We start from the raw sequence: 26,127 nt of genomic DNA, 5'->3' as shown, positions 1-26,127 counted from the left end.
TCAGCCTAGCGGGGCCCGGTGGAGGAACGACCGTGATCATCGTCGAAAGGCCACTACTGTGCGCACCCTCGCCCGAAAGCCCGACGTACTCGCATTCGCCGCCCTCGCCGTCGCCGTGGTCCTCACCGTCGCCGGTTGCGAGGGCGACGGGCAGTCCGGCATCCCGACCGAGAGCCCGGAACCGACCGCGGCGGAAACCGTCGAGGAGACCACCCCCGCCGCGACGCCCGCGGTGGTCGTCGGGGACGTCCCCGGTAATCCCGCCGCCACCGCGGCGCTGCAGGCATGGACGAACGACCTCGTCGGCGGCATCGATGTGGTGGACAAGTGCTGGACGATCGCCCCGGAACGGGCCCGGCAGATGTACGCCGACGTCGACGCGATCACCGCCGCGGTGCAGCAGCCGGGCAGGGACGGCCAGTACGCGGTGACGTGGTCGGCCGGTGGCATCGACCTGTCCGTCCTGCGCAGCGAGATCGCGTCCGGCTACGCGTGCCCGTACGTGAACCCGACCGGCGCGCCGGGCTACACCGACGAGGACGCCCGCTATGCCGTCGAACGATTCCTCGGACGGGCGATCGGCGCGCCGGTGGATCCGGACGACACCGAGGAGCGGTACCCACTGGTGTGCGAGGCGCGGGGCACGTGGGATCCCTGGGGCACCGGGAACCCCGGAGTGCCGCCGCTGGCCACCGATCCCGACGTCGTCGGTGACCTCGAATCCTTCGACGCCGCGGCCGCTTCCGTCACCCCGGTCTCGGAGGTGTACACGAATGTGACGATTCCGATCGTCGAGGCCGGTACACCCCGTGACCTGGTGGTCCTGCTCACCACGGGCAGCAACGGGTACTGCCTGGGCGCAGTGGACTGACGGGCGGCGCCTACTCTGGTAGGCGTCGGTCAGCACGTCAGGAGGGTACGAAGTGCAGATCACCAGCGTCGGACACGCCGGTTTCCACATCCAGACCGAAGCGGGGTCCATCCTGTGCGATCCGTGGGTCACGCCCGCGTACTTCGCCTCGTGGGTGCCCTTCCCGGACAACACCGGTCTCGACTGGGACGCTCTCGGCAACGTCGACTACCTGTACGTCTCGCATCTGCACAAGGATCACTTCGATCCCGACACGCTGAGCAAGCACGTCAACAAGGACGCGACCGTCCTGCTGCCCGACTATCCGGTACCGGACCTGCGTCGCGAGCTCGAGAAGCTCGGTTTCTCGAAATTCTTCGAGACCACCGACTCCGTCAAGCACCGGCTGCGGCACGGCACTATCGAGGTCGCTCCGCAGGCTCCGCTCTCGCCGGGCGATCTCGACATCATGATCATCGCGCTGCGTGCGCCGGCCGACGGACCGATCGGCGACTCGGGCCTGATCGTCTCCGACGGTGAGTCGACCGTGTTCAACATGAACGACGCGCGGCCGATCGACATGGACGTCATGCACGAGGCGTTCGGGAAGATCGACATCCACCTGCTGCAGTACTCGGGCGCCATCTGGTACCCGATGGTCTACGACATCCCGAAGAAGACCAAGGCCAACTTCGGCAAGCAGAAGCGCCAGCGCGGCATGGACCGTTGCCGCAGCTACATCGACCAGGTCGACGCGACGTGGATCGTGCCGTCGGCCGGTCCGCCGGTCTTCCTCGACGACGACCTGCGCGACCTCAACGACGACCACGGCGACGAGGGCAACATCTTCCCCGACCAGCAGGTCTTCCTCGAGCAACTGCGCATCCACGGCCGCGAGGGCGGTCTGCTCATGATCCCGGGTTCGGTGGTGGATCTGAAGGGCAGCGAGCACATGACGCTCACGCACCCGATCCCCGACGAGCAGGTCGAGGCGATCTTCACGAACAAGGCCGCCTACATCGAGGACATGGCGCAGCGCTTCGCTCCGGTGATCGCGGCGCAGAAGGCGGCCTGGGCTCCCGCCGAGGGCGAGCCGCTGCTGCCCGCACTCAAGGCGAAGTTCGAGCCGATCATGGCGCAGTCCGATCTCATCTGCGACGGCATCGGTTACCCGGTGGGTCTGGTGATGGGCGACGAGACCGTGGTGCTCGACTTCCCCAAGCGCGTCGTGCGCGAACCCATCGAGGGAGAAGGCAAGTACCGCTACGGTTTCCGTATCGCTCCCGAGCTCGTGCGCACGGTTCTGCGCGACGACGAGCCCGACTGGGTCAACACGATCTTCCTGTCCACCCGGTTCACAGCCTGGCGCATCGGCGGATACAACGAGTTCCTCTACACCTTCTTCAAGTGCCTGACCGACGAGCGCATCGCGTACGCCGACGGCTGGTTCGCCGAGGCGCACGACGACTCGGCGTCGATCGAGCTGGGCGGCTACGAGATCCAGCGTCGCTGCCCGCACTTGAAGGCCGACCTGTCGAAGTTCGGTGTCGTCGACGGCACCACGCTGACCTGCAACCTGCACGGCTGGCAGTGGGATCTCGAATCGGGCCGCTGCAAGACCTCGAAGGGTCACGAACTGCGCAGCACCAAGCTGTGATCCGCATCCGGTAGTCACCGCTCCCGTTCGGTCCCGGCGGGTCGCGCCGCGGGCAACAGCCTCGGCGCGACCACGCCCAACCCGACCAGCGGGAGCACCGTCACCGCGACCAGCGCCGCCATCGGCAACCACAGCGAGCCGATCGCGTAGGCGGCGAAGACCGCCACCGACAGCACCTCGCTCGTCAGGCCGACGACGGACGAGACGGTCGCGCGGGCACGACCGGACATCGTGTCCTGCAGGCGCGCCTCGGCGACGATCGCCGTGTTGTGCAGCGCGCCGTAGCCCACACCGATCGCCGTGAATCCGGCGATCCCCCCGGCGAGTGCACCACCGGCGATCAGTGCCGATCCGACGATCACGACGGCACCCATGGTGCGGCCGCTCATCGTCGCAGTCCGTCCGGCGGTCGCGGCACCGACCACCTGTCCGACGGCCGTCAGCGCGACCAGCACCGGCACGAATCCGGTCTCCGCTCCCGATTCGCGTGCGAGGAGAGCGAAGTACTCGTCGAAGGCGAGGCAGGCGAGCAGGGCGGCCGCGAGGACGACCGATCGTCGCACCACCCGGTCGGTGCGGATCTCGGACGTTCCCGCGCGCAGCGACGACATGTAGCGGACGAGGACGGTGTCGCCTCTGCCGGCGATCTCATCGGCCTCCTCCACCTTCGGTGCGGCGGGAAGCGTTCCCACGAGCGCGATGTCGACGACGGTGATCGCGACCGACACCCAGCCCACGAGCGCGTAGCCGCCGAGTTCGAACAGCGGTGCCGCCGTGAGGATCGCGACGAAGACACACGTCATCTCACCCGCGTTGGCGTATCCCATGATCGCCGCGTACCGGTGTTCGCACCCGCGCGCGGCGAGTTCGTCGTACACGAGGGCCTCGAAGGTGCCGGATTTCATCGACTCGCTGATGCCCCATAGGACGAAACCGAGCGCGAATCCCCAGTAACCGGGCCACACCAGCCACATCGTGAACGCTGCCGTGAGCAGGGCTCCGCTGCCGAACAGCAGACCGCGACGGGAGACGGTGTCGGCCCACGCACCCGACGGCACCTCGGAGACGAAGGCGACCACCGACCACAGGACGAACAGCGAGGAGATGGAACGGGTGTCGAGACCGTGATCCTCGAACAGCAACGCGTACAGGCCGTAGAGCGGCACGAACTCACGGACGGACGCGTACGCGACCACCCGCGCGGACAGCGAGGTCACCGGATCGGATCAACATCGACGGCGCATGCAACGAGAATGGCACGCCCGGCTCCACATGTCACCCCTCCAAAAGGTGGGATACGGTCGGTCATCGTGAGCACGGACGAGCAACAGCAGCGGCAGCGTACCTACACGTGGGAGGACCCGGCACCGACGTCGGCGGCCAACCGCGACATGCACGGACTCGACTTCCTGCGCGGGCTGATGGACGGGACGATCCCGCACCACCCCACCTCCCGCACGCTCGGCTTCACCGTCACCGATGCCGGCGAGGGCTTCGCCGAGGTCACCCTCGAGCCGCAGGAGTTCCACGCCAACGCGGTGGGCAGCATCCACGGCGGCGTGCTCGCTACCCTCTTCGACACCGCGATGGGCTTCTGCGTGTCGAGCACCCTCGAGGCCGGGGTCGGGTACACGACCCTCGACCTGCAGGTCCGCTACGTGCGTCCGGTGCAGACCGGCAAGGGCGTCATCCGTGTGCAGGGCTTCTGCGAGCACACCGGACGTCGCACGGCGACGGCGCGCGGCGAGGCCCGTGACTCCGAGGGCCGCCTGCTCGCGACGGGTTCGACCACCTGCCTGATCCTGCGCTGACAGTTCTCAGGCGCCGGGTTCGAGCACCTCACGTCCCACGAACGGGACGAGAGCCTCGGGCACCTTGACCGAACCGTCGGCCTGCTGGTGGTTCTCGAGCAGCGCGACGAGCCAGCGGGTGGTCGCGAGCGTGCCGTTGAGGGTCGCGGCGGTCTGCGGCTTGCCGTTCTCGTCGCGGTAGCGGATGTTGAGGCGACGCGCCTGGAAGGTCGTGCAGTTCGACGTCGACGTGAGCTCGCGGTAGCGCTCCTGCGTGGGCACCCAGGCCTCGCAGTCGAACTTGCGGGACGCCGACGACCCGAGATCGCCGGCGGCGACGTCGATGACGCGGTACGGCACGTCGATGGCGGCGAGCATGTCGCGCTCCCAGGCCAGCAGACGCTCGTGCTCCGCCGCGGCCTCCTCGGGGCGGCAGTAGACGAACATCTCGACCTTGTCGAACTGGTGCACGCGGATGATGCCGCGGGTGTCCTTGCCGTAGCTGCCCGCCTCGCGACGGAAGCACGACGACCAGCCCGCGTAGCGCTTCGGCCCCTTCGACAGGTCGAGGATCTCGCCCGAGTGGTAGCCCGCGAGCGGCACCTCGGAGGTGCCCACGAGGTAGAGGTCGTCCTCCTCGAGTCGGTACACCTCGTCGGCGTGCCGGCCGAGGAAGCCGGTGCCCTGCATCACCTCGGGGCGCACGAGCACGGGCGGAATCATCATGGTGAACCCGTTCGCGGTGGCCTTCTGGGCGGCCAGCTGCAGCAAACCCAGCTGGAGCAGCGCGCCGTAACCGGTGAGGAAGTAGAACCGGGCACCGGAGACCTTCGCGCCGCGCTCCATGTCGATGAGCCCGAGCGACTCGCCGAGCGCGAGGTGGTCCTTGGGTTCGAAGTCGAAGGTGGGCAGCTCGCCGACGGTCTCGAGCGTGACGAAGTCGTCCTCGCCGCCGGCGGGCACGCCGTCCTGTACGACGTTGGAGATCGCGAGGTGCGCGCGATCGAAGGCCTCCTGCGCGGCGTGCTGCTCGGCCTCGAGTTCCTTGACCTTCGCCGCCAGCTCCTTGGCGCCGTCGAGCAGCGCGGGGCGCTCCTCGGGAGACGCCTTGCCGACCTTCTTGCCCAGGGCCTTCTGCTCGGCGCGTGCGTTGTCGCCGGCGAGGACAGCGGCGCGACGGGAGGCGTCGGCCTCGAGCAGCACGTCGACGAGGCCCGGGTCCTCTCCCCGCAGGCGCTGCGACTCGCGGACGGCGTCGGGATTCTCGCGGAGGAACTTGAGGTCGATCACGGAATCGAAGCCTACCGCTGCCAGAGTTCCAGGTAGTCGTCGCGCCCGAACATCTTCGCTGTGTCCTCCGCGGTGGGGTGCCCGTGACGCGGGTCGGCACCGGCCTCGGCGAGCACCCGCACCACTGCCTCGACGCCCTTGAAGACCGCCCCCGAGAGAGGCGACTGGCCGCGGTCGTTGAGCCGGTTCACGTCGGCTCCCCGCTCGACCAAGACCTGTACGGCCTCGGCATGACCGTGGTAGGACGCCAGCATGAGCAGCGTGTCGCCGGTCTCGTTGGTGAGGTTCACCGGTACTCCGGCGTCGACGTACGCGGTGAGGGTCTCGACGTCTCCCTGGCGGGCGGCGTCGAAGGTCTGCTTGGCGATCTCGAGAATCTCGGGATCGATCGGGTCGTCGGCCATGAGCCGAAACTACCTGCGTCCACTCGAACAGGCATGATGGAAGTGATGGCCGAAGACAACAAGCCCAAGCCCGACCGGCGCCCGCCCTCGGCGCGGTTGACCCGACGCGCCCTCGTGCTCGTTGCGGCCGGTGCCGTCCTGGCGGCGATCGCGACGTTCGTCGTCGCGGGGTTCCAGGGCGCCGGCGGCGGGGACGACAGCGCCGGCGCCAACATCAGCACGACCGGCGCGGTCGCGGGGGAAGCGTTCGGTACCGCCACCACCGGCGATTGCCTGACCTGGAGTGCTCTCGACGCGAGCGACCTCGCGAAGGTCGACTGCGCCGAGACGCATCTGTTCGAGGTGGTCGCCGACATCGACCTGAGCCTGTATCCCGGCACCGAATGGGGACCGGGATCACGCTTCCCGTCGGTCACGCGCTTCACCGAGCTGCGCGACGAGCAGTGCGCACCCGCCGCGATGGACTATCTCGACGGCCGGTTCGACCCGCACGGCAAGTTCAGCATCGGCCTCATCAACCCCGGCGAGGCGGGCTGGGCGGCCGGCGAACGCACGCTGCGGTGCGGTCTGCAGTTCTCGTCGACCACCGGCAACCTGCTCCCCATCAAGGGCCGGGTCGCCGATCAGGACCAGTCGCGGGCCTGGGACGTCGGCGTCTGCATCGGCATCAACAACGGTGTGCCTGCCGACCCGGTGGAGTGTTCCAAGCCGCACGCCTTCGAGGTCGTCGCGGTCGTCGACCTCGGTGGGCAGTTCCCGGGCGGTCTGCCGAGCATCGAGGACCAGGACGGCTATCTCGAGGAGACCTGCACGCGCCTGGTCAACGAGTACCTCGGCGAACCCGAGGCTCTGCGCAACAAGACCCTCACGTTGTTCTGGGACAACCTCGACTACGACAGCTGGCTCGCCGGCAGCCGCAAGGTGAACTGCTCGATCGGCAAGCAGGTCGAGGGGGGCGGATTCTCGTCGATCACCGGCAGCGCCAAGGGCGACATCCTCATCGACGGCCAGCCGCCCGTGCCGCCGCCGCCCGTGCCGGAAGGCCGGTCGCTGCCGACGCCGCTGCCGGGTGCCGTTCCCCTGCCGGGGTCGTGACGTGCCGGTGCACATGGAGGACGAGCACTTCGAGGAGCTCGTCTCGGAAGCGCTCGACGAGATTCCCCGCGAACTCGCGCGGGCGATCGACAACGTCGTGGTCCTCGTCGAGCCCCGCCACGAGGAAGAACCCGACCTGCTGGGTCTGTATCAGGGCGTCGCGCTGACCGAGCGCGACAGCCACTACGCGGGATCGCTACCGGACACGATCACGATCTACCGCGACGCGATCCTCGACATCTGCGAGAGCGACGACGACGTCGTGCACGAGGTACTGGTCACTGTCGTCCACGAGATCGCGCACTATTTCGGAATCGACGAAGAGCGCCTCCACCAGCTGGGCTGGGGCTGAGGCGCTCTTCGCGATCGGTACCGGGTGCTACTTGTTGCGGGCCGCGGTCGCCTTGTCGAGGCGGGGTCCCTTGGCCTTGCGCTGACCGAAGTGCGGGCTGAGCGTCGACACGACGAACATGATGACGGTTCCGACAGCGACGACGGCCACGGTGAGCCACACGACGATGACGCCGAAGAGTTCCAACATGCCCGGTTACCTCCACAGTCGATGTCACTTCGAGGCAAACGGCACACGTCCGCCCCGGGGGTCACCCTACCGTCCGCGTTCCGCCGGGTGACGACCGACTCCGCCCGCGCTCCGGTGGGGGACTCAGAGGGTGGTGAAGTGCTCGAGCTTCGGCGCTCCCGCCAGGAGGGGTCCGAGTTCGGTGATGGCACCCTCGCCGGCGCGGAACTTGCGGTAGGCGGCGTCGTGCTCGGCCGAGCGCCACTTCTCCACGACCACCCAACGGGCTTCGTTCTTCTGATCCACAAGGATCTCGATGCCGTCGCATCCGTCGAACTGTCGCGTCTCGTCGAGCACGCGGGTCATGATCTTCTTCGCGTCGTCGAGGGAGTCGGCCTTGAATTCGAGTTCGAGCAGAGCGGTGAGCGCCATGGGAGACCTTCCGTGATGTGCGAGGTGACTGCTCTCATCACATTTCCCCATGGATGAGAACTGCGCAATACCTCTGCGGAAACAGGATTATCGGGAGGCCGAGGCGAGAGCGGGAAGGACGTGGTGCTCGAGCAGCGGCGCGAGATCGTCGGGCAGCGGAAGGGCCGCCGGGTCGAGCCAGCGCGTCTCCGCGATCTCCGCGGCGGCGCCGGCGACCTCCACGAGCGGGTGTTCGTAGACGGTTCCTTCGAGCCGGTAACCGGGCTCGTTGGCGGCCTCGGCGTCGAAGACCCCGACGAGACGCAACGACGACAGATCCAGTTCGGCGCCCAGTTCCTCGGCGCACTCGCGCACGGCGGTCTCGGCGGGGGTCTCCCCCGGATCCGGCTTTCCTCCGGGCAGCATGAACCGCGACGTGTTCCGCTTCCGCACGGTGAGCACCTCACCGGCGGCGTTGCGGAGAACGACGGCGCTCACTCTGATCACACGGTCACGAATCGCGGGGTGCTGGTTCACCGGACCAGCTTAGGACCGGTCAGAACATGCTGTAGCCACCGTCGATGAGCGTCGTGCTGCCGGTCTGGAAGGACGACGCATCGCTCGCGAGATAGACGGCGATGCCTTCGAAATCCTCCGGGGTGCCCCACCGGCCGAGCGGCACACGGCCGATGACGTTCGAGTTGAAGACGTCGGACTCCTGCAGCGGACCGGTCATGTCGGTGGCGATCCGGCCCGGCAGCACGCTGTTGACCCGGATCCGGTGACGCGCGAACTCGACGGCACAGCCGTTCGCGAGCGCGAGCACCGCGGCCTTACTCGCCACGTACGGCCCACCGAAGTCGTCGACGAGCGCCGCGACACCGTCGGTCACGGCCTGCTCGTCGGAGACGTCGACCGTGCGGGTCGCCACACGGCCGGCGAACCTCCCGATGTCGGCCGCGGCCTTCGCGAGCTTGTCCTCGCTCCGGCCCCACAGGGTGACGTCGGCGCCGGCACGGGCGAGACCCCGGGCCATGCCGAGACCGATCCCCGCGGAAGCACCCGTGACGAGAGCGCGCTTGCCTGTGAGGTCGAAGATCGAATCCCTCTTCCCTGAAACGATTACGCGTACCCGGCAGCGATGTCGCGGCCGATGATCTCCTTCATGATCTCGGTGGTGCCACCGTAGATCGTCTGGATGCGTGCATCGACGTAGGCGCGCCCGATCGGGTACTCCATCAGATGCACGAAGCCGCGACCCTCGGTGCCGAGGAGGTTCCCGGCGGGGACGCGGGCGTCCTCGAAGACGAGCTCGGCGGTGTCCTGTGCGGCGAGACCGACCTTGTGGAGTTTGCGGCCCCTGCCGAAACCGGGGGTGTCGCGCTCGACGACGATGAGCGAGAAGCCCTTCGACCCCGCGTTCGGATCGGTGCGGCACACCACGATGACGAGATCGGAGTGGATTCCGTTGGTGATGAACGTCTTCTGTCCGTTGATCACCCACTCGTCACCCTCGCGTACGGCGGTGGTCTTCACGCCCTGCAGGTCGGATCCGGCGCCCGGTTCGGTCATGGCGATCGCGCCGATTCGTTCGCCGGTGGCGAGTGCCGGCAGCCAGCGCGCCTTCTGGTCCTCGGTGCCGAGGTGGAGGATGTACGGGATCGCGATGTCGTCCTGCAGTGCGAGTCCGGCGCCGAAGGAGGTCGTTCCGGTGCGCGCGATCTCCTCCTGCACGATGTGCCGGAAGCGGTAGTCGGTCACGCCCGAACCGCCGAACTCCTCGGGTACCCCGAGGCCGACGATGCCGGACTTGCCCGCGGCGATCCACGCCGACCGGTCGACGAGGCGCTCCTCCTCCCACCGCTCGTAGTTCGGTTCGATCTCGCGGGCGAGGAACTCGCGCACGGTCTCCCGGTACGCCTCGTGATCGTCGTCGAAATGGGTGCGTTTCATGGCTTCCTAGGCGTTCACGCGCGACATCATGCCGCTCAGACGCTCCGCGATGAGACTCTCGGCGTCGGCGACGATGCGCTCGACCAATTCCCCCGCGGTGGGGATGTCGTGGATGATTCCCTGGACGGTACCGACCGTCCAGATGCCGGCCTCGGGATCGCCGTTCTCGTAGACGAGGCGGCCGCGGGCACCGGCGACGAGTTCGCGCACGTCCTCGAACTGTCCTCCGCGGTCGAGGATCTCGACGACCTCGCGACTGACGGTGTTGCTCGCGACGCGGGCGGTGTTGCGCAGCGGACGGAAGATGAGCTCGGTGTCGGTCTCACTCGCCGCGACGATGGCTTCCTTGATGGTGCGGTGGATCGGCGATTCCTCGGTGCACATGAAGCGGGTGCCCATGTTGATGCCGTCGGCGCCGAGCGCGAGGGCCGCGACCAGACCACGACCGTCACCGAAGCCGCCGGAGGCGATCATCGGGATGGTGATCTTCTCGGCCGCGGCGGCGATGAGCACGAGGCCGGGGACGTCGTCTTCACCGGGGTGCCCGGCGCATTCGAAACCGTCGATGCTGATGCCGTCGACACCGATGTCCTGCGCCTTGACGGCGTGCCGGACGCTGGTGCACTTGTGCAGCACCTTGATTCCGGCAGCGTGGAAGTCGGGCAGGTGCGGCGCGGGATTCGATCCGGCCGTCTCGACGATCTTCACACCGGAGTCGATGATGACCTGGCGGTACTCCTCGTAGGGCGGCGGGGTGATCGCCGGCAGGATCGTGAGGTTGACGCCGAACGGCTGGTCGGTGAGCTCGCGGGTGCGTTCGATCTCCTTAGCGAGATCCTCGGGGGTCGGCTGCGTCAGAGCGGTGATCATGCCGAGCGCGCCGGCATTGGCGACCGCTGCGACGAGTTCGGCACGGCCGACCCACTGCATCCCTCCCTGCACGATGGGATGGCGGACGCCGAAGGTTTCGGTGAAGGCGGTGGTCAGCACGGCATGGACTCCTTGCGTGGAGGTGGTTGGAAAGACTCTCAGGCGGCCGGGTGGTGACCCACGACCCGCAGTGCGATCACGATGTACCGCTGGGCAATCCGAGCGGGAGTGAGGGGACCGCCGAGCTGGTACCAGCGGACGATGGACTGGAACATCCCTAGGAGGGCGCGCACGGCCTCCTCGACGTCGTCTACGTCGAACACCTGCTGTTCGACGCCCTCGCGCACCAGGTCGAGCATCATCAGCTCGAGACGCTTGCGGGTCGCGGCGTAGGTCCGGCGGTTCTCCGGGGAAATGTGGCGCACTTCGGAATCCAGGCCCGAACGCTGTGCACGGTGGGTCATGTTCAGCACGATCGCCTCGACGGCGTTGACGAAGCGGGCGACCGGGTCGTCGCCGCCGTCCGCGACCGCGGCCGACACACGGTCGATGAGGTCGAGGACGGCGGCGTCGAGCAGCGTGACGAGAACGGCTTCCTTGTTCTCGTAGTGGTAGTACAGCGCGGGCACCGTCACGCCGACCCGGCCGGCCAGGTCGCGGACGGTGGTGCCGTGGAAGCCGTTCTCGCTGAATGCTTCCAGGGCGTGTTCGAGGATGGGGTCGAGCCCCAGAGGCTGGAACTCACGCCAGTCCGCGCACGGCACGTCCGCGTGGGGCGTGTCGGATTCCTCGGCCTCGTATGCCGGGGTCATCGACCCCCTCCTCTCACAGTCGGTGCTCGGGTCAGCGCGGAGCCATGCGGATCGCGCCGTCGAGGCGGATGACCTCGCCGTTGAGCATCGGGTTCGAGACGATGTGCGCGGCGAGGGCACCGTACTCGGACGGATCGCCGAGGCGGGCCGGGTGCGGCACCTGTGCGCCGAGCGAGGCCTGGGCCTCCTCCGGCAGCGAGCCGAGCAGCGGGGTCTTGAACAGGCCCGGTGCGATGGTGACGACGCGGATGAGCAGCGACGCGAGGTCGCGGGCGATCGGCAGCGTCATGCCGACGACACCGCCCTTGGACGCCGAGTAGGCGGCCTGTCCGATCTGGCCGTCGAAAGCGGCGACGGAAGCGGTGTTGATGATGACGCCGCGCTCGCCGTCGATCGGCTCGGTCTTCGCGATGCGCTCGGCGGCGAGACGGATGACGTTGAACGTGCCGAAGAGGTTGACGTCGACGACCTTCTTGAACGCGTCGAGCGGGAAGGCACCCTTCTTGCTGACGGTCTTGATCGCGTTGCCGATGCCGGCGCAGTTCACCGCGACACGCACGGGTCCGAGCGACTCGGCGACGTCGAGGGCCTCGGTGACGGCGGCCTCGTCGGTGACGTCGGCGGCGACGAAGCGGACGCGGTCGCCGAGTTCCTTGGCGATGGTCTCACCGTTGGACGACGGCAGATCGATGATGACGACCTGGGCACCGTCGTTCAGCAGGGCCTTGACGGTGGCGAGACCGAGGCCGGAGGCACCACCGGTGACGACGGCGACGCTGTCGTTGACGATCATTGATTACCCTTTCGAGAGTGGTTGCGGTTCGGAGATCTTCGAGACTTCGAGAAGTCAGAGACGTTCGATGATGGTGGCGTTGGCCATGCCCGCGCCCTCGCACATCGTCTGCAGGCCGTAACGACCGCCGGTGGCCTCGAGGTGGTTGACGAGGGTCGACAACAGACGGGTGCCCGACGAGCCGAGTGCGTGGCCGAGCGCGATCGCGCCACCCCACGGGTTGAGCTTGGCCGGATCGGCACCGAGTTCGTGCGCCCAGGCGAGCGGCACGGGCGCGAACGCCTCGTTGACCTCGTAGGCGTCGATGTCGTCGATGCCCAGACCCGCGCGGGCGAGCACCTTCTGCGTGGCCGGGATCGGGGCGGTGAGCATGAAGACCGGGTCGTCGCCGGCGACGGAGAACGAGTGGAAGCGGGCGCGCGGGGTCAGGCCCAGCTTGTTCGCCATCTCCTCGCTCATGATGAGCGCGGCCGACGCACCGTCGGTGAGCGGCGACGAGTTGCCGGGGGTGATGACCCACTGCGCCTCGGGGAACCTGGCGGCGTACTCCTCGGTGTAGAAGGACGGCTTCAGGCCGGCGAGGCCCTCGGCGGTGGTGGAGGCGCGCATCGTCTCGTCGACGGTGTGCTCGACCTGCTCACCGGCTGCGTTCTCCACGGTGATCGGGACGATCTCCTTGTCGAACCGGCCGGCCTCGTGGGCGGCGGCGGCGCGCTGGTGCGACTGCGCGGAGTAGGCGTCGAGCGCGTCGCGGTCGAACTTCCACTTCGCAGCGATGAGCTCGGCCGAGATGCCCTGGTTGACCAGGCCCTCGGGGTAGCGGGCACGGATGCTCGGGCCGTGGGTGTCCTTGCCGAGGGTGGCGGTGCCCATCGGGATGCGGCTCATCGACTCGACACCGCACGCGATGACCATGTCGTAGGCACCGGCGATGATGCCCTGCGCGGCGAAGTGCGCGGCCTGCTGGCTCGATCCGCACTGGCGGTCGATGGTGGTCGCGGGCACCGACTCGGGGAAACCGGCGGCGAGGAGCGCGGTGCGCGAGATGTTGAGGGACTGCTCGCCGACCTGGGCGACGCAGCCGCCGATCACGTCGTCGACCTGCGCGGGGTCGATGTCGTTACGCTCGACGAGCGAGCGCAGGACGTGGGCGAGGAGTTCGACGGGGTGGGTGCCGGACAGGGCACCACCCGGCTTGCCCTTACCGACAGCGGTACGGACGACGTCGACGATGACAGCGTTGGTCATGACGATCCTTTCGAAAGTGCAGCGTGCGGGCCGGAGACGTTCCCAGCGGTGTACTTATCGATCGCTAAAAGCTCTACCACGGACTTAGCGCTCGGTCAATGATCTCTGAGAGCTAGCGCACGCTAAGCCACTCTGATAGTGATGGATCACGACCCGAGTCGAGGAGACGCCCGTGCGCGCAGCGCAATTGACCGAACACGCCGGCCCCGACGCCGTCCGCGTGACCGACATCCCCGAACCCGAGGCAGGCGATTCGCTCGTCCTCGTCGACCTACACGCCGCCGGCGTGCCCTTTCCCGATCTGTTGCAGACGACCGGCGGCTACCAGATGGTCCGGTGCCGTGCGTGCTCGGCGCCGAAGCAGCGGGCATCGTCCGCAGCGCACCCGAGGGCAGCGGCCTCACCGCCGGACAACGCGTCGCCGTGCTGTCCATCGACGGATCGTGGCAGCAGACCGTCGCACTGCCGCGCGAGCTGGTCTTCCCGCTGCCCGACAGCGTGTCGCTGACCGCGGGCGCCGGGATGCTCATGAACTACTTCACCGCGCACTTCGCGCTCGACGAGCGTGCCCGGTACCGGGCGGGTGAGACCGTCCTCGCCCACGGTGCGCCGGGTGGACGGGCCGTCGTTCTCGGATTCACCGGCGGCAGCATTCCCACCGAGAAGGTCAATCGCCTTCTGCTGAAGAACATTTCGGTCGTCGGCGCGGGGTGGGGCGAGTACCTCCGCACCGACCCCGGCTACCCGGCGCGGCAGTGGGCCGCACTCGAACCGCTGCTGCGCGACGGGACGCTCGTCGTCCCCGAACCCACCCTCCATCCCCTCGACGAAGCTCCGGCAGCACTGCGTTCGCTCGAGAACCGTTCCGCGACCGGCAAGGTCGCGCTCGACCTGACGTCCCGACCCTAGGAGAACAGCCATGACCGACGACCTGCCCGGTGTCGACACGACCGTCGACGACGGCGTCCTGCGCGTCACCCTGAACCGTCCCTCGCGGATGAACGCCGTGAAGACCGAGACGCTCGAGGCGATCGCCGATGCGTTCGAGAAGTACGCCGACGATACCTCCGTCCGGGTCGCGGTGCTCACCGGCGTCGGTCGCGCGTTCTGTTCCGGCGCCGACCTTTCCGGTCGTGATCTGAGCGCTCCGCCCTCCGCCGACACGATCGACGCCGCCAACCGCGCGGTTGCCGCGATCCGGGTGTTCCCCCGGCCGGTCGTCGGAGCGATCAACGGCGCGGCCGCGGGTGTCGGCGTATCGCTCGCTCTGGCATGCGATCTCACCGTCGCAAAGGAGTCGGGATACTTCCTGCTGGCCTTCACCCGGGTCGGTCTGATGCCGGACGGGGGTGCGTCCGCGCTCGTCGCCGCGTCGATCGGTCGCGCGCGGGCGCTGAAGATGGCCCTGCTGGCCGAGCGACTTCCGGCCGGTGAAGCGCTGGCCTCCGGACTCATCTCGGACGTCTGCGCGGACGACGAATTCGACAGTGCGGTGGAGACTCTCGTGCATCGGCTCGCCGACGGCCCGTCGACCGCCTTCGCTTCGACGAAGAATGCGATCAACGACGCGACGCTCACCGAACTCGACCACGCCTTCGCCCGCGAGCGCGAAGGGCAGCTCGTCCTGCTCCGCAGCGCCGACTTCACCGAGGGTGTGACGGCCTTCCAGGAGAAGCGCACCGCGAACTTCCGTCGTTGAACCGTCGACGATTTCGGTGGATCCGGCCTCGCTGAGCGGGGTCGGATCCACCGAAGTCGTTTCAGGCGTCGGGGATCACGCGTTCGACGGCCGCCCGCACCAGTTCGGCGACACGGTCCTCGTCGACGATCCCGGGGAGGGTGAGTCGGTCGAGCACGAGCCAGTTCAACGCGAGATAGAGCAGCACGACGGCGTTCTCACCGCCCGGCAGGCCGGAGTGCCGGTAGTTGGCGATGTTGAAATCCAGGTCGGCGCGCACCCGCTCGGTGAGCAGGGCCTGCAGTTCGGGCCGTCGGGTTGCTTCGAGGCGTAGTTCGAGGAGCGCGAGATAGCCGGCGCGGAACCGGATGAGCCGGTCGACCACCTCCGTCATCAGCTCGATCATGGATTCGCGGGTCTGCGGCGCCTGCGACTGTGCCATGACCTCGTCGGCGGGCAGGAGCCGCTCGTAGTAGCGGTGACCCACCTGGACGAGCAGGTCGTCGCGGTTGGCGAAGTAGTTCGACGCCGTCCCCGTCGGGACCCCTGCCTCCTTGTCCACCGCGCGGAAGGTCAGCCCGCGCGCACCGTCGCGCGCCAGCACCTCGATCGAGGCATCCAACAAGGCCTGTCGTCGTTCCGGATTCGTCCTGACCACTTGACACCACTCCATATGTAGTACTACCTTCAAACCACTTCACTCATAGTACTACGAATGGCGGTCCACCATGCGAAAGCTCGTCTACTACGTGGCAGTGACCCTCGACGGCTATATCGCCGGGCCGAACGGGGAGTACGACTTCTATCCGATCTGCGACGACATGGCAGCGGCGATGAGCGCGAGATATCCGGAAGCCGTCCCCACCGCGCTCCGCGAACAGGTCGGCATGCCGGCCGACACGCCGAACAAGGAATGGGACACGGTGATCATGGGGCGCGGTGCCTACGAACCCGGTCTCTCGCTGGGGCTCGCGAGTCCGTACAGCCACATGCAGCAGTACGTCGTGTCCCGCACTCTCGCGCCGGTCGACGATCCGCAGGTTCGGATCGTCGACACCGACCCGGTCGAGCTGGTCCGAAAGCTGAAGGCGGAAGAGGGGCTCGACATCTGGCTCTGCGGTGGCGGCAACATCGCGGGGCAACTGTTCGCCGAGATCGACCGGCTGATCTTCAAGAGCTATCCGGTGATCGCGGGCGACGGCATCCCGGCACTGTCGGGCAACTTCGCCCCCACGCGATTCGACGTCACCGCGCGCGAGGAGTTCAGCAACGGCACGCAGGTCACCTGGTTCGACCGACGCTGAACTTCGACCGCCGAAGTTCGATCGACACCGGATCCAGCCGTCAGACCCCGACGGTCTTGAGGGCGATACCGACGTACTTCTGCGCGACGGCCTCGGGGCTGAGCGTGCCCTCCGCGTGGTACCAGCGCGGGATCGACTGGCACATGCCGAGCAGGGCACGCGTGGTCTCGGCGGGATCGTCCACGTCGAACACGCCCGCGGCGACGCCCTCCTCGACGATCTGGCGCACCAGCTGCTCGACGCCCTTGCGCACCGCACGGTAGCGCTGGCGGTTCTCGGGGCTCAGGTAGCGGGCCTCACCCTCGAGCGCGGCGAGGCGGGCCCGCAGGGTCATGCGCAGCACAATCGCCTCGATGACGTTGGACAGCCTGCGCACCGGGTCGCCGTCGGCGTCCTCGGCGGCGGCGTGGGCTCGGGAGAGCACGTCGCTGGTCGAGAGCTCGAGAAGGGCGATGAGCAGCCCTTCCTTGTTCTCGTGGTGGTAGTAGAGCGCCGGGACGGTGACGCCGACGCGGCGCGCGATCTCCCGCACCGAGGTGCCGTGGAAGCCGGTCTCGTAGAAGGCGTCGAGGGCAGCGGTGAGGATGGGACTGAGCTGCATCGGTTCGAGGATGCGCCAGTCCGGGATCGCCTCACCGTTGGTGAGGGTGTCGGCCCCGTCGCTCGAAGCACCCATGAAACCGCACCTACCTACCGATCGCTACTTCATACGGACGCCCCGAGGATACCCGTACGTTTTGCGCTCGAAGGATCGAAAGGTGGGCGGTATCACCCCATCGGGTCGTCGGCACCACCGCGCGCGGTGTCGTGGAAGGGCGCGAAGAAGGTTCCCCAGCGCGCGCACTCCCAGCCACCGCCGGCCACCGGCACCAGCTCGACCGTCTCGGTGTTGGCCAGGTGGTTGGTGATGGCGAAGCCGGACGGCACCTTCCCCAGATAGGCGGCGACGAGCCGGATCGCGGCACCGTGACTGACGACCACGACGTCACCCGAACCGGCATCGAGATAGTCGCTGCGCAGCGACTCCAGGACGGGCAGGTACCGGTCGAGCACGTCGAGCGCCGACTCACCGCCCGGGACCCGCGCCCGCAGGTCACCGTTGTGCCACTCCTCGTAGACCTTCATGAACAACTTGTGCGACTCCTCGTCGCTGCGGTCCTCGAGCTCGCCGACCTGCACCTCGTGCACGCCCTCGCGGACGACCGTCTCGAGCGACACCACCGGTGCCGCGTGCTCGGCCGTCTGCCGAGCGCGGAGCGCCTGCGACGCGACGAGCAGCGACGGCGTCTGCTCGACGAGGTTCTTCCCGAGCGTGCGGGCCTGTTCGACGCCGAGCTCGGTGAGCTCCGCGCCCGGGAGTTTCGTATCGAGCCTCCGGGCGACGTTCGCCACCGTCTGGCCGTGCCGGGCCAGGATCAATCTGCCGCTCACCGTCAGTCCTCTCCGCGCCGCAGTCGGTCGAGCCACCGCGCATCCTCGTCGTCCGACACGGGTGGGACACCGTGTTCGGACACAGCGGGCCACGATCCGAGGAACCGCACCTGCGCGAAGCGGTGCAATCCCTGCAGCGCCTCGGCGACCAGCGCGTCGTCGATGTGACCCACACAGTCCAAGTGGAAGAAGTAGGTGCCGTATTCCCTGCGGGTCGGCCGGGACTCGATACGCGACAGATCGATTCCGCGCGTGGAGAACTCGGTGATGGCGCGCACCAGCGAGCCGGGCTCGTTGGGGAGTTGCAGCACCACCGAGGTGCGGTCGACACCGGTGCGCTTCGGCACGGGCCGCGGCCGCGTGATGAGCACGAAGCGGGTGCGGGCGCCCTCGAAGTCGGCGACCTTGTCGGCGAGGACGGACAGGCCGAGCCGCTGTCCGGCGAGCGCCGTGGACACCGCCGCGTCGACCTTGCCGGACGCGACGTCCTCGGCGGCTCCCGCGTTGGAGGCCGCGGTCACGACCTCGGCGTCGGGCAGGTGGTCCTCGATCCAGCGACGCACCTGCGCTGCGGCCACCGGATAGGCACCGATAGTGCGGACACGATCGCGGGTGATCCCTTCGCGGGTGACCACCGTGAACGCGATGTCGAGTTCGACCTCGGACACGATCTGCAGGCGCGGCCCGAGCGCGAGGGCGTCCATGGTGGGCGGCACCGAACCCTCGACGGAGCTCTCGATGGGGACGACGGCACCGTCGGCCTTCCCGTCGCGCAGGAGTTGCAGGGCAGCGGGCGGGCCGGCGGCCGAGACGCGCTCGACGTCGGCGGATCCGTCGCCGAGCACGTCGAGTGCACCGAGGCTCTCGAAGCGGTCGAGGGCCATCTCGGTGAACGTTCCCGAGGGTCCGAAATAGGCGATACGTGGCACGTGTACGAGGTTACGCATCGGTCGTGACGGGAAGGCGGACTCTGCGTGAACCGCACCCGAGCGGTGGCCCGTGTCAGTCGGTGGTGAGGTCGAGCGCCTCGAGCTCCCGGACGACGGCGTCTGTGTCGTCGACCTCGACGACCAGCAGGATCTCCCGCACCGCCGCGGCGGCCTCCGGTACGAGTCGCCGGAGCCGGGCCACGTCGGGAGTCCCGAGGGCTTCGCGGACGTCGAAACCGCTCAGCGCCGCGACGGTGGCGGAGAGTAGGGCGACGACGTCGTCGGTGCCGGTCGCGCGGGCGGCGTAACCGGTGTCGGCGTGGGCGACGACGGAGAGGAAGTCGGCGACGGCGTCGCCCCCGCGACCTGCGGTCAGGCCGGGGATGTGACCGGCCTCGGTGAGCGCGCGGGCGGCGTCGGCGAGCGCGGCGTCGGGCACGTGCGGGTAGACGACCAGCGGTGCCGGCGCGGTGATCGCGAGAACGTCCTCGAGGTCCTCGGCCGTGCAGTCGACCTGATACCGGACCGGACGCCACCCGGCGGGCGAGGGGAGTTCGGCCGAGGCGTCGAGCTCGACGACGAGTTCGCGGGTCGGTGATCCGGTGACGGCAGCGGCCGGGACGATCGGCGGGGCGAGCGTGCGGCCGGTCGCGGCGAGGGCGTCGGTGAGGCTGTCGTGCCGGTGTGTGAGCAGCGCGTCGAGCAGTCCGCGGGGCTCGTCGCGGGACGGCGGCATTCCGAGGGGAAGTGGGATCGGCACCGATCCAGGCTACCGATGGACCACTTGCGACCGCGATCACAATGACTTAGGTTTGCCTCACCTACATCGAGAAGGAGGGTTGGCATGCAGACCACCACATCCGTCATCCCCGCGCCGACCACGGCCGAACGCGTACGCACCGCCCTCATCCGCGCCGACACGACGCAGCTCGCGATCGACGGCTGCGGTCCACTCCCCACCTCGGTTCATCATCTCCTCGACGACGGGCAGGTCGCGGTGGTCGTCGCCGAGGACAGCCTCCCCGTCGCACTCGCCTGGCAGTCCGGCAGCGCAGGCATCCCCGCCATGCTCGAGCTCACCGACCACTCCCCGATCGCCCTGCGCAATCCGGTCCGGTCGCTCATCTGGCTCAGCGGTGCCCTGCGTCCCGTGGAGCATCCGCGCCGCGTCGCCGCCGAGATCGCGGAGATCCTGCCGCATCCCGAACTCCTCGACGTCGGACACCGCTCCGAACTGCTGTGCCTGACGCTCGACTCCGTCGTCGCCGCCGACACCACCGGGGCCGAGGCCGTCGACGTCGCCGACGTCCTCGACGCCGCTCCCGACCCGTTCGCCGCACTCGAGACCGGGTGGCTCCAGCACCTCGAAGAGGACCACGCCGACATCGTGCGGCAGATCGCGCGACGCATCCCGCCCGCGCACCGCGGCGGACGAATCCGCCCCCTGGGCCTCGACCGCTACGGACTGCGGCTACGCGTCGAGTCCGAAGGCGACGACCACGACGTGCGGATCCCCTTCCACGAACCGGTCGACGATCCCGCCGCCCTGAGCCGCGCGCTGCGCCTGCTCGTCGGCTGCCCCTTCCGAAACGGACTGCCGCCGCGCACCTGAGCGGTACGCGGCGGCAGGGATCATCCGAACGATCAGACCTCCTGCAGGTCGATACCCTTCGTCTCCTTCATGATCAGCGCAGCGATGCCGGTCGCGACGCACAGCACCATGATGTAGACCCCGAAGACCCAGCCGATGTCCCAGCCGGTGAGCAGCTGATTCAGGTAGGGCGCGGTGCCACCGAAGACCGCCACCGAGAAGGAGTAGGCGAAGCCGATGGCCTGGGTACGCAGGCGGGTCGGGAAGCTCTCCGACAGGGTGCACGACAGGATCGCACCAGGGATCGACACGATGAGCAGGGCGAGAGTGGTCGACACGAGCAACGTCCACCCGGCCGACGTGATCATCGACGTCAGCGGGATCTGCAGCGCGAACATGAGGACCGCGAAGCCGCCGAGCATCGGGCGCCGGCCGATCCGGTCGGAGAGCAGACCCCAGAAGGGCAGCGAGACCAGCGCGATGACCTGGGCGATGACGAGCATCCAGTAGGCGGTGTCGGCGTCCATGCCCTTCTGCGTGATCGCGTACGTCGAGACGTACGAGGTCCACGTGTAGTGCGCCGCCGTGACACCCGAGGTCATGCCGATCATCAGCAGGATCGCACGCACGACCACCTTGCGCGGGATACGCGGTTCGTCGACCCGGGTCTCCTGCTGGTCGAAGACCTCGCTCTCCTCCATGCTGCGTCGCAGGTAGAGGGCGAACAGCGCCAGGAAGAAGCCGAGGAGGAACGGCACCCGCCATCCCCACTCGCCCACGGCGCTCTCGGAGAGCGTCGAGGTGACCGCTCCGCCGATCGTGTACGCGAGCACGGAACCGCCGAAGATCGCGACGAAGGCGACGCTGCCCCACATGCCGCGGCGATGCGGCGGCGCGATCTCGCTGACATACGAGTAGGCGGTCGCCGACTCGCCACCGTGCGCGAAGCCCTGCACCACGCGGGCGAGCAGCAGAAGCACCGACGCCCACACTCCGATCGACGAGTAGGTGGGCATGAGCCCGATTACGAGGCTGCCACCGGCCATCATGAGCATGGTCGTGACGAGCACGAACTTGCGGCCGCGCTTGTCGGCGATGCGGCCGAACACGATGCCACCGAGCGGTCGCATCAGGAATCCGACGGCGAAGACCGCGAGTGTGGACAGCAATGCCGAGACCGGATTGTCGCTGTTGAACATCGCTGCGGCGATGAACGGAGCGAACACAGCGTAGGCGCTCCACTCGTACCACTCGAGGATGTTGCCCACGGAGCTGGCGAGAAGAGACTTCTTCTTCGATGCGAGAGTCACCGAAGTTGTTGCAACAGAATTCTTCTCAGATGTTTCGATGTTCATGTCCCTACTTCCGGGTCGCAGATTCCCCTCGGCCCCCAAGGCCCCTATCCGCACCCGAGCGATCGATCGGTCGGGCGATGTGAAGTGTGATGGGTCACATGGACCGCTGTCAAATTGGACACATCACCGCGAACCGGTGGGGCGCCTCTCCGCGGCGAAAGGACCGGCCACGCAGGGTGCGGCACAATCGCTCCGGTGACGACCCTTCGCGACTGGCTGCGGCCCGCATCCCGCAACCCCGAGCCGCCCCTCGACCCCACCGAGCGCCGCGCGCTGTGGATCGAGATCACCATCGTCCTGCTCGTCACCTTCGGCCTGAGCGGGATCTCGTCGATCCTGTCGCTGGCCGAGGCGGCGCTGGCACCAGAACCGCTGTCGGATCAGACCGTCGCCCTCAACACGCCACGCTCGTCGCAGGGGTTCATCGATCTCGCCCGCCAACTCCTCGGCATCGTGCGCCTGCTCGCCTGGGGTGCCCTCGGCCTGTACCTGCTCTGGCGCAGCGGTGTCGGACCGCGACTCGCGGGCCTCGCCCGACCCGGTCTGCGCCGGGACCTGCTGCCCGGCCTGGGGCTGGCCGCCCTGATCGGACTCCCCGGACTGGTGCTGTACCTGGTGGCGCGGGCCGCCGGCCTGAACCTGACGGTCGCGCCGAGCCTGCTCGAGGACTACTGGTGGCGACTGCCCACCGAGGTGCTGTGGGCGATCGCCAACTCCGGGGCGGAGGAGATCCTGGTCGTCGCCTATCTCCTCACCCGCCTGCGGCAGCTCGGCTGGTCGGAGAATTCGTCGTTGCTCGCCTCCGCCCTGCTGCGCGGCAGCTACCACCTCTACCAGGGCGTCGGCGGCGGGTTCGGCAACGTCGTCATGGGCCTGGTCTTCGGGCGCTACTGGCAGCGCACCGGCCGGTTGTGGCCGCTCGTGATCGCCCACGCGCTCATCGACACCATCGCCTTCGTGGGCTACCAAGCACTGAGAGGCCACGTCTCCTGGCTGCCCTGAACGTAGAGTTGTCCGGGTGAACGGCGACCCTCGCGACCCTCGGAACCGGCCGCGGCCTCCGCAGGGACTTCCCCCGCAGGGCCCTCCTGCCCGGCGGGCAGTACCGCCGAACCCGCAGCGCGAGGTGCCACCGCAGCGACGGGGCGCTCCTCCGTCACAGCGTCGCGGCGGCCCCCCGCCGTCCCCCGAGGGCACCCAGGTGCTCCGGCGCGACGGACGACCGCAGTCACCGCAGGCGTGGTCGCAGGCACCCGCCCCGAACTACCGGCCCGCTCCGCGGCAGGACCCGCAGCAACCGCCCCCGCAGCAACGACGCGACTGGGCACCGACGCAGCGACCCGAACGGATCGCCGAACCCGCCCCGAACCGTCGCCCGCCGCGCGGGAACACACCACCGCCCGCACCCCCGCGACGCCCTGCGGCACCGCCTTCACGACCGGGCCCGCCCTCACGACCGGCACCACGCCGCCCGCTCGGTGCCCGGCGCATCCTGCGGCGACTCGCGATCGTCCTGGTGGTGCTCGTCGTCGCGATGGGCGCGAGCATGGTCTACCTCGACGGCACACTCGCGCGCGTCGATGCGCTCGCCGATTACGACGGCCGGGTCGGCGACACCCCCGGCACGAACTGGCTGCTCGTCGGCTCCGACAGCCGCGTGGGCCTCACCCCCGAGCAGGAACAGGAACTCGCGACCGGCGGGGAGGTCGGCGCCGACCGCACCGACACGGTGCTGCTCGTCCACATCCCGCCCGGTGGGGGCGCCACGACGATGGTCTCGCTGCCCCGCGATTCCTACGTGAGCGTCCCGGGCTTCGGCCAGGACAAGCTCAACGCGTCGTTCGCGTTGGGCGGACCGCAACTGCTCGTGCAGACGGTCGAGGGCGCCACGGGCGTGCACATCGACCACTACGCCGAGATCGGCTTCGGCGGGTTCGCGTCGATCGTCGACGCGGTCGGCGGGGTCGACATCTGCGTGCCCTATCCGATCGACGACCCCCTCGCCGGACTCAGGCTCGAACCGGGATGCCAGGAGCTCAACGGAGCGCAGGCCCTGGGCTTCGTGCGCACCCGCGCCACCCCGCTCGCCGACCTGGACCGGATGAACAACCAGCGCCTGTTCCTGTCGGCGCTGCTGAGCAAGGCCACCAGTCCCGGCACCTTCCTGAACCCCTTCCGGGCATGGTCGCTGATGTCGGGTGCGGCCGGGTCGCTACGGGTCGACGACGGCGACCACCTGTGGAACCTCGCACGACTCGCGTGGGCGATGCGCGGCGAGACGGTCACCACGACGGTTCCGGTGGGCGGATTCGACGACGTCTACGGCATCGGCAACGTCTTGCTGTGGGATCGTGAGCGCGCCGTGCCGTTCTTCGGAGCCATCTCGGAGGGCGACCCGATCCCGCCGGAACTGCTCGCTCCGGCCCCCTGACAGACGCCGCGAATCGTCGTCGATCTTGGGGAAGGCTGTCCGAATTTTCCGTAGGGTAGCCGATGCTGCGTTGCCCAAGGGTAGCCAAGGCTTGGATGAAAAGCGTGTTGACCTGCACTAACGTCGTGATCATGACGACGATGGGCGACATGACCAAGACCAAGTTCCACACGCTGCTGCACGACCAGATCCGCCACGAGTTCACGGCGTCGCATCAGTACATCGCCATCGCGGTCTTCTACGACAACACCGATCTCCCGCAGCTGGCGAAGCACTTCTACGCGCAGGCCGTCGAGGAGCGCAACCACGCCATGATGATCGTCCAGTACTTCCTGGACCGCGACATGGCCGTCGACCTCACCGGCGTCGACGCGGTGCAGTCGATGTTCGAGGATGCCCGCGAGCCGATCGCGCTGGCCCTCGCCCAGGAGAAGAAGGTCACCGACCAGATCGTCGAGCTCGCCCGCACCGCGCGCGACGAGGGCGACTACCTCGGCGAGCAGTTCATGCAGTGGTTCCTGCAGGAACAGGTCGAGGAGGTTGCGACGATGACGACCCTGTTGACCGTGGCCGACCGTGCCGGTTCCAACCTCTTCAACCTCGAGGACTTCGTGGCCCGCGAGCTCAACTCGAAGGTGCGCGAGCCGCGCGGCAACGCCCCGCTCGCCGCCGGCGGCGCCATCTGATCGTTCCTCCATCCGGGGACAGCCCACCCGGAACGACGAAGGCCACCTCCCGCAGGAGGTGGCCTTCGTGCTGTCGTGAGCGGGTCAGCGCAGGGTGACCTGGCGGCTGCGCAGGCCGTCGCGCGACCGGCGCTCGGCGGCGGTGAGCGGTTCGTCCACGGCGAGGGCCTCGTCGAGGCGCTGCCCGAACTCGATGGTCGGGGTGACCCATTCGTCGGGGTGCTTCTCGCGGTCGAGGTCGAAGACCGGCACCAGCAGACCGTGGGTGCGGAACGAACCAGCGAACCGCGATCCCTCACCGAGGTGCAGACCGCCCGCCGCGTGCACGCGCGACAGCGCCGCCATCAGCGCGTCCTCGTCCTCGGGGCGCACCCAGCGCAGGTGCGCCTTCTCGCCCGGATCGACCCACCACGCGCCGCGGAGACCGTCGCCTTCGAGACGCGCGGACGGCAGCACGGCTTCGTTCGCGTGCTTGACGGTGTGCGCGATCTCGGCGCTCGGTTCGACACCGGCCGGGATCCACCAGTCGAAGTCGTTGTGGACGGTGATCGCCGGCACGGCTGCCGGGTCGATCAGCTCGGCCAACGGCGGGGTGTCGTCGTCGACACTCGCGACCTGCAGCGACGAGCCCGGCTCGGCCGTGTGCGCCCAGTACAGGGCCGCGGCCAGTTCACCCGCCGGGTCCGGGCCGAAGCCGGCGGCGAGCTGCAGGCCGACGTACGCGACCGGCTCACCGTTCTCCTCGCGGACCAGGGCCGCTACCCCGCCGGGGAGGATGGTCGCACCCACGACGCGACGGCCGTCCTCGGCCGCGGGCAGCTCCGCGAGGGCCGACGGCACGAACTCGCGCAGTGCCACGAGATCGCATTCGAAGGCGAGTCCTTCGAAGGGCCGGGACGTCGCGGCGGCCGCTGTTTCCCGCTCGAGTCGGCGCTGCTCGAGCTTCGCGGCGCGGTTGCTGCCGGGCTTGGGTCCGCTGTTTCTCTTGCTCTTCTTGGCCACGGCGTCAAACTACACGGCGACCCGTGT

General features: G+C 68.6%; 30 protein-coding genes and 1 pseudogene. 12 read left to right on the top strand and 19 right to left on the bottom strand.

What is annotated here, in order from left to right; translation table 11 throughout:
- The first annotated feature begins 58 nt into the window (after positions 1–58).
- Positions 59–871, top strand: a complete 813-nt coding sequence (locus tag KXC42_RS00820) for a hypothetical protein (RefSeq protein WP_219129793.1) — start codon at positions 59–61, stop codon at positions 869–871.
- A 52-nt stretch (positions 872–923) separates the two neighbouring features.
- Positions 924–2,507: a Rieske 2Fe-2S domain-containing protein gene (locus KXC42_RS00815; RefSeq protein ID WP_019290360.1), complete on the top strand. Its 1,584-nt coding sequence runs from the start codon at positions 924–926 to the stop codon at positions 2,505–2,507.
- Positions 2,508–2,521: 14 nt separating this feature from the next.
- On the opposite strand, the gene KXC42_RS00810 is transcribed toward KXC42_RS00815, so the two are convergent.
- Positions 2,522–3,724, bottom strand: coding sequence for an MFS transporter (locus KXC42_RS00810; protein WP_064060539.1), 1,203 nt, complete (start codon positions 3,722–3,724; stop codon positions 2,522–2,524).
- A gap of 93 nt (positions 3,725–3,817) precedes the next feature.
- Between KXC42_RS00810 and KXC42_RS00805 the strand changes: the two genes are divergently transcribed.
- The gene (locus KXC42_RS00805) at positions 3,818–4,318 is read left to right on the top strand and encodes a PaaI family thioesterase (RefSeq protein WP_006553428.1); all 501 of its coding nucleotides are present in this window, start codon (positions 3,818–3,820) and stop codon (positions 4,316–4,318) included.
- Positions 4,319–4,324: 6 nt separating this feature from the next.
- Here the strand turns inward: KXC42_RS00805 and serS are convergent, their stop codons facing one another.
- Both serS and KXC42_RS00795 read right to left on the bottom strand, forming a co-directional pair.
- Entirely contained in the window at positions 4,325–5,587 is a 1,263-nt protein-coding gene (serS, locus tag KXC42_RS00800; RefSeq protein ID WP_033097851.1) for a serine--tRNA ligase, read from the bottom strand.
- A gap of 11 nt (positions 5,588–5,598) precedes the next feature.
- Positions 5,599–5,991: an ankyrin repeat domain-containing protein gene (locus KXC42_RS00795; RefSeq protein WP_006553426.1), complete on the bottom strand. Its 393-nt coding sequence runs from the start codon at positions 5,989–5,991 to the stop codon at positions 5,599–5,601.
- Positions 5,992–6,027: 36 nt separating this feature from the next.
- Between KXC42_RS00795 and KXC42_RS00790 the strand changes: the two genes are divergently transcribed.
- A complete protein-coding gene (locus KXC42_RS00790; RefSeq protein ID WP_033097889.1) occupies positions 6,028–7,086 on the top strand; it encodes a septum formation family protein in 1,059 nt (352 codons plus the stop codon).
- Positions 7,087–7,099: 13 nt separating this feature from the next.
- A complete protein-coding gene (locus KXC42_RS00785) occupies positions 7,100–7,438 on the top strand; it encodes a metallopeptidase family protein (RefSeq protein WP_033097890.1) in 339 nt (112 codons plus the stop codon).
- Positions 7,439–7,465: 27 nt separating this feature from the next.
- Here the strand turns inward: KXC42_RS00785 and KXC42_RS00780 are convergent, their stop codons facing one another.
- From KXC42_RS00780 to KXC42_RS00740, 9 genes are all read right to left on the bottom strand, one after another.
- On the bottom strand, positions 7,466–7,627 hold the full coding sequence (locus KXC42_RS00780; RefSeq protein ID WP_016933301.1) for a hypothetical protein: 162 nt from the start codon (positions 7,625–7,627) through the stop codon (positions 7,466–7,468).
- A gap of 123 nt (positions 7,628–7,750) precedes the next feature.
- On the bottom strand, positions 7,751–8,038 hold the full coding sequence (locus tag KXC42_RS00775; protein ID WP_033097852.1) for a putative quinol monooxygenase: 288 nt from the start codon (positions 8,036–8,038) through the stop codon (positions 7,751–7,753).
- An 87-nt stretch (positions 8,039–8,125) separates the two neighbouring features.
- Positions 8,126–8,554: an NUDIX domain-containing protein gene (locus KXC42_RS00770; RefSeq protein ID WP_229579931.1), complete on the bottom strand. Its 429-nt coding sequence runs from the start codon at positions 8,552–8,554 to the stop codon at positions 8,126–8,128.
- 19 nt (positions 8,555–8,573) lie between these two features.
- Complete coding sequence (locus KXC42_RS27570; protein ID WP_033097891.1) at positions 8,574–9,116, bottom strand: SDR family NAD(P)-dependent oxidoreductase; 543 nt, start codon at positions 9,114–9,116, stop codon at positions 8,574–8,576.
- A 23-nt stretch (positions 9,117–9,139) separates the two neighbouring features.
- Positions 9,140–9,970: an acyl-CoA dehydrogenase family protein gene (locus KXC42_RS00760; protein WP_019290365.1), complete on the bottom strand. Its 831-nt coding sequence runs from the start codon at positions 9,968–9,970 to the stop codon at positions 9,140–9,142.
- A gap of 6 nt (positions 9,971–9,976) precedes the next feature.
- Positions 9,977–10,960: a nitronate monooxygenase family protein gene (locus KXC42_RS00755; protein ID WP_019290366.1), complete on the bottom strand. Its 984-nt coding sequence runs from the start codon at positions 10,958–10,960 to the stop codon at positions 9,977–9,979.
- A gap of 38 nt (positions 10,961–10,998) precedes the next feature.
- Positions 10,999–11,652 (bottom strand): TetR/AcrR family transcriptional regulator, encoded by a 654-nt coding sequence (locus KXC42_RS00750; RefSeq protein WP_006553419.1) that lies wholly within the window; start codon positions 11,650–11,652, stop codon positions 10,999–11,001.
- A gap of 31 nt (positions 11,653–11,683) precedes the next feature.
- Positions 11,684–12,445 carry a 3-hydroxyacyl-CoA dehydrogenase gene (locus KXC42_RS00745; RefSeq protein WP_019290368.1) on the bottom strand — a complete coding sequence of 254 codons (762 nt, stop codon included), beginning with the start codon at positions 12,443–12,445 and terminating at the stop codon, positions 11,684–11,686.
- Between the two features lie 54 nt (positions 12,446–12,499).
- A complete protein-coding gene (locus KXC42_RS00740) occupies positions 12,500–13,693 on the bottom strand; it encodes a thiolase family protein (RefSeq protein WP_064060559.1) in 1,194 nt (397 codons plus the stop codon).
- 172 nt (positions 13,694–13,865) lie between these two features.
- On the opposite strand from KXC42_RS00740, the pseudogene KXC42_RS00735 reads away from it, so the two are divergent.
- Both KXC42_RS00735 and KXC42_RS00730 read left to right on the top strand, forming a co-directional pair.
- A pseudogene (locus tag KXC42_RS00735) lies at positions 13,866–14,602 on the top strand (alcohol dehydrogenase catalytic domain-containing protein).
- Between the two features lie 10 nt (positions 14,603–14,612).
- Positions 14,613–15,392 carry an enoyl-CoA hydratase gene (locus tag KXC42_RS00730; RefSeq protein ID WP_219129792.1) on the top strand — a complete coding sequence of 260 codons (780 nt, stop codon included), beginning with the start codon at positions 14,613–14,615 and terminating at the stop codon, positions 15,390–15,392.
- 61 nt (positions 15,393–15,453) lie between these two features.
- On the opposite strand, the gene KXC42_RS00725 is transcribed toward KXC42_RS00730, so the two are convergent.
- The gene (locus KXC42_RS00725) at positions 15,454–16,029 is read right to left on the bottom strand and encodes a TetR/AcrR family transcriptional regulator (protein WP_006553414.1); all 576 of its coding nucleotides are present in this window, start codon (positions 16,027–16,029) and stop codon (positions 15,454–15,456) included.
- 70 nt (positions 16,030–16,099) lie between these two features.
- On the opposite strand from KXC42_RS00725, the gene KXC42_RS00720 reads away from it, so the two are divergent.
- Complete coding sequence (locus KXC42_RS00720; RefSeq protein WP_219129791.1) at positions 16,100–16,675, top strand: dihydrofolate reductase family protein; 576 nt, start codon at positions 16,100–16,102, stop codon at positions 16,673–16,675.
- A gap of 40 nt (positions 16,676–16,715) precedes the next feature.
- Here KXC42_RS00720 and KXC42_RS00715 read toward each other — a convergent pair whose 3' ends face one another.
- From KXC42_RS00715 to KXC42_RS00700, 4 genes are all read right to left on the bottom strand, one after another.
- Positions 16,716–17,351 (bottom strand): TetR/AcrR family transcriptional regulator, encoded by a 636-nt coding sequence (locus tag KXC42_RS00715; RefSeq protein WP_006553412.1) that lies wholly within the window; start codon positions 17,349–17,351, stop codon positions 16,716–16,718.
- Between the two features lie 92 nt (positions 17,352–17,443).
- Positions 17,444–18,106: a histidine phosphatase family protein gene (locus KXC42_RS00710; RefSeq protein ID WP_037217338.1), complete on the bottom strand. Its 663-nt coding sequence runs from the start codon at positions 18,104–18,106 to the stop codon at positions 17,444–17,446.
- 2 nt (positions 18,107–18,108) lie between these two features.
- Positions 18,109–19,035 carry a prephenate dehydratase gene (pheA, locus tag KXC42_RS00705; RefSeq protein ID WP_006553410.1) on the bottom strand — a complete coding sequence of 309 codons (927 nt, stop codon included), beginning with the start codon at positions 19,033–19,035 and terminating at the stop codon, positions 18,109–18,111.
- Between the two features lie 73 nt (positions 19,036–19,108).
- Positions 19,109–19,771, bottom strand: coding sequence for a hypothetical protein (locus KXC42_RS00700; protein ID WP_219130412.1), 663 nt, complete (start codon positions 19,769–19,771; stop codon positions 19,109–19,111).
- A gap of 108 nt (positions 19,772–19,879) precedes the next feature.
- Here KXC42_RS00700 and KXC42_RS00695 point away from each other — a divergent pair, with 108 nt between their 5' ends.
- Positions 19,880–20,647 carry a DUF2470 domain-containing protein gene (locus KXC42_RS00695; RefSeq protein WP_219129790.1) on the top strand — a complete coding sequence of 256 codons (768 nt, stop codon included), beginning with the start codon at positions 19,880–19,882 and terminating at the stop codon, positions 20,645–20,647.
- Positions 20,648–20,679: 32 nt separating this feature from the next.
- Here the strand turns inward: KXC42_RS00695 and KXC42_RS00690 are convergent, their stop codons facing one another.
- Complete coding sequence (locus tag KXC42_RS00690) at positions 20,680–21,981, bottom strand: MFS transporter (protein WP_219129789.1); 1,302 nt, start codon at positions 21,979–21,981, stop codon at positions 20,680–20,682.
- 195 nt (positions 21,982–22,176) lie between these two features.
- On the opposite strand from KXC42_RS00690, the gene KXC42_RS00685 reads away from it, so the two are divergent.
- The 3 genes from KXC42_RS00685 (at position 22,177) to KXC42_RS00675 (ending at position 25,098) form a co-directional block, all read left to right on the top strand.
- Entirely contained in the window at positions 22,177–22,983 is an 807-nt protein-coding gene (locus KXC42_RS00685) for a CPBP family intramembrane glutamic endopeptidase (protein WP_006553406.1), read from the top strand.
- Between the two features lie 199 nt (positions 22,984–23,182).
- On the top strand, positions 23,183–24,412 hold the full coding sequence (locus KXC42_RS00680) for an LCP family protein (protein ID WP_255028733.1): 1,230 nt from the start codon (positions 23,183–23,185) through the stop codon (positions 24,410–24,412).
- A 140-nt stretch (positions 24,413–24,552) separates the two neighbouring features.
- Positions 24,553–25,098 (top strand): ferritin, encoded by a 546-nt coding sequence (locus KXC42_RS00675; protein WP_229568520.1) that lies wholly within the window; start codon positions 24,553–24,555, stop codon positions 25,096–25,098.
- An 84-nt stretch (positions 25,099–25,182) separates the two neighbouring features.
- On the opposite strand, the gene KXC42_RS00670 is transcribed toward KXC42_RS00675, so the two are convergent.
- Positions 25,183–26,100: a DUF5926 family protein gene (locus KXC42_RS00670; RefSeq protein WP_219129788.1), complete on the bottom strand. Its 918-nt coding sequence runs from the start codon at positions 26,098–26,100 to the stop codon at positions 25,183–25,185.
- Positions 26,101–26,127: the final 27 nt, after the last annotated feature.

Source organism: Rhodococcus sp. LW-XY12, assembly GCF_019317345.1.
In the GTDB taxonomy this organism is placed as follows: Bacteria; Actinomycetota; Actinomycetes; order Mycobacteriales; family Mycobacteriaceae; genus Rhodococcus; species Rhodococcus pyridinivorans.
The sequence above is the reverse complement of the archived record's forward strand: the minus strand, read 5'-3'. Positions and strand labels throughout refer to the sequence as shown.

Coding starts and splice junctions, on each gene's coding strand:
- KXC42_RS00690 (WP_219129789.1), bottom strand. CDS start 21,981: ATGAACATCGAAACATCTGAGAAGAATTCTGTTGCAACAACTTCGGTG.
- KXC42_RS00720 (WP_219129791.1), top strand. CDS start 16,100: ATGCGAAAGCTCGTCTACTACGTGGCAGTGACCCTCGACGGCTATATC.
- KXC42_RS00745 (WP_019290368.1), bottom strand. CDS start 12,445: ATGATCGTCAACGACAGCGTCGCCGTCGTCACCGGTGGTGCCTCCGGC.
- KXC42_RS00715 (WP_006553412.1), bottom strand. CDS start 17,351: ATGGGTGCTTCGAGCGACGGGGCCGACACCCTCACCAACGGTGAGGCG.
- KXC42_RS00760 (WP_019290365.1), bottom strand. CDS start 9,970: ATGAAACGCACCCATTTCGACGACGATCACGAGGCGTACCGGGAGACC.
- KXC42_RS00785 (WP_033097890.1), top strand. CDS start 7,100: ATGGAGGACGAGCACTTCGAGGAGCTCGTCTCGGAAGCGCTCGACGAG.
- KXC42_RS00730 (WP_219129792.1), top strand. CDS start 14,613: ATGACCGACGACCTGCCCGGTGTCGACACGACCGTCGACGACGGCGTC.
- KXC42_RS00775 (WP_033097852.1), bottom strand. CDS start 8,038: ATGGCGCTCACCGCTCTGCTCGAACTCGAATTCAAGGCCGACTCCCTC.
- KXC42_RS00700 (WP_219130412.1), bottom strand. CDS start 19,771: ATGCCGCCGTCCCGCGACGAGCCCCGCGGACTGCTCGACGCGCTGCTC.
- KXC42_RS00790 (WP_033097889.1), top strand. CDS start 6,028: ATGGAAGTGATGGCCGAAGACAACAAGCCCAAGCCCGACCGGCGCCCG.
- KXC42_RS00795 (WP_006553426.1), bottom strand. CDS start 5,991: ATGGCCGACGACCCGATCGATCCCGAGATTCTCGAGATCGCCAAGCAG.
- KXC42_RS00675 (WP_229568520.1), top strand. CDS start 24,553: ATGGGCGACATGACCAAGACCAAGTTCCACACGCTGCTGCACGACCAG.
- KXC42_RS00695 (WP_219129790.1), top strand. CDS start 19,880: ATGCAGACCACCACATCCGTCATCCCCGCGCCGACCACGGCCGAACGC.
- KXC42_RS00740 (WP_064060559.1), bottom strand. CDS start 13,693: ATGACCAACGCTGTCATCGTCGACGTCGTCCGTACCGCTGTCGGTAAG.
- KXC42_RS00750 (WP_006553419.1), bottom strand. CDS start 11,652: ATGACCCCGGCATACGAGGCCGAGGAATCCGACACGCCCCACGCGGAC.
- KXC42_RS00780 (WP_016933301.1), bottom strand. CDS start 7,627: ATGTTGGAACTCTTCGGCGTCATCGTCGTGTGGCTCACCGTGGCCGTC.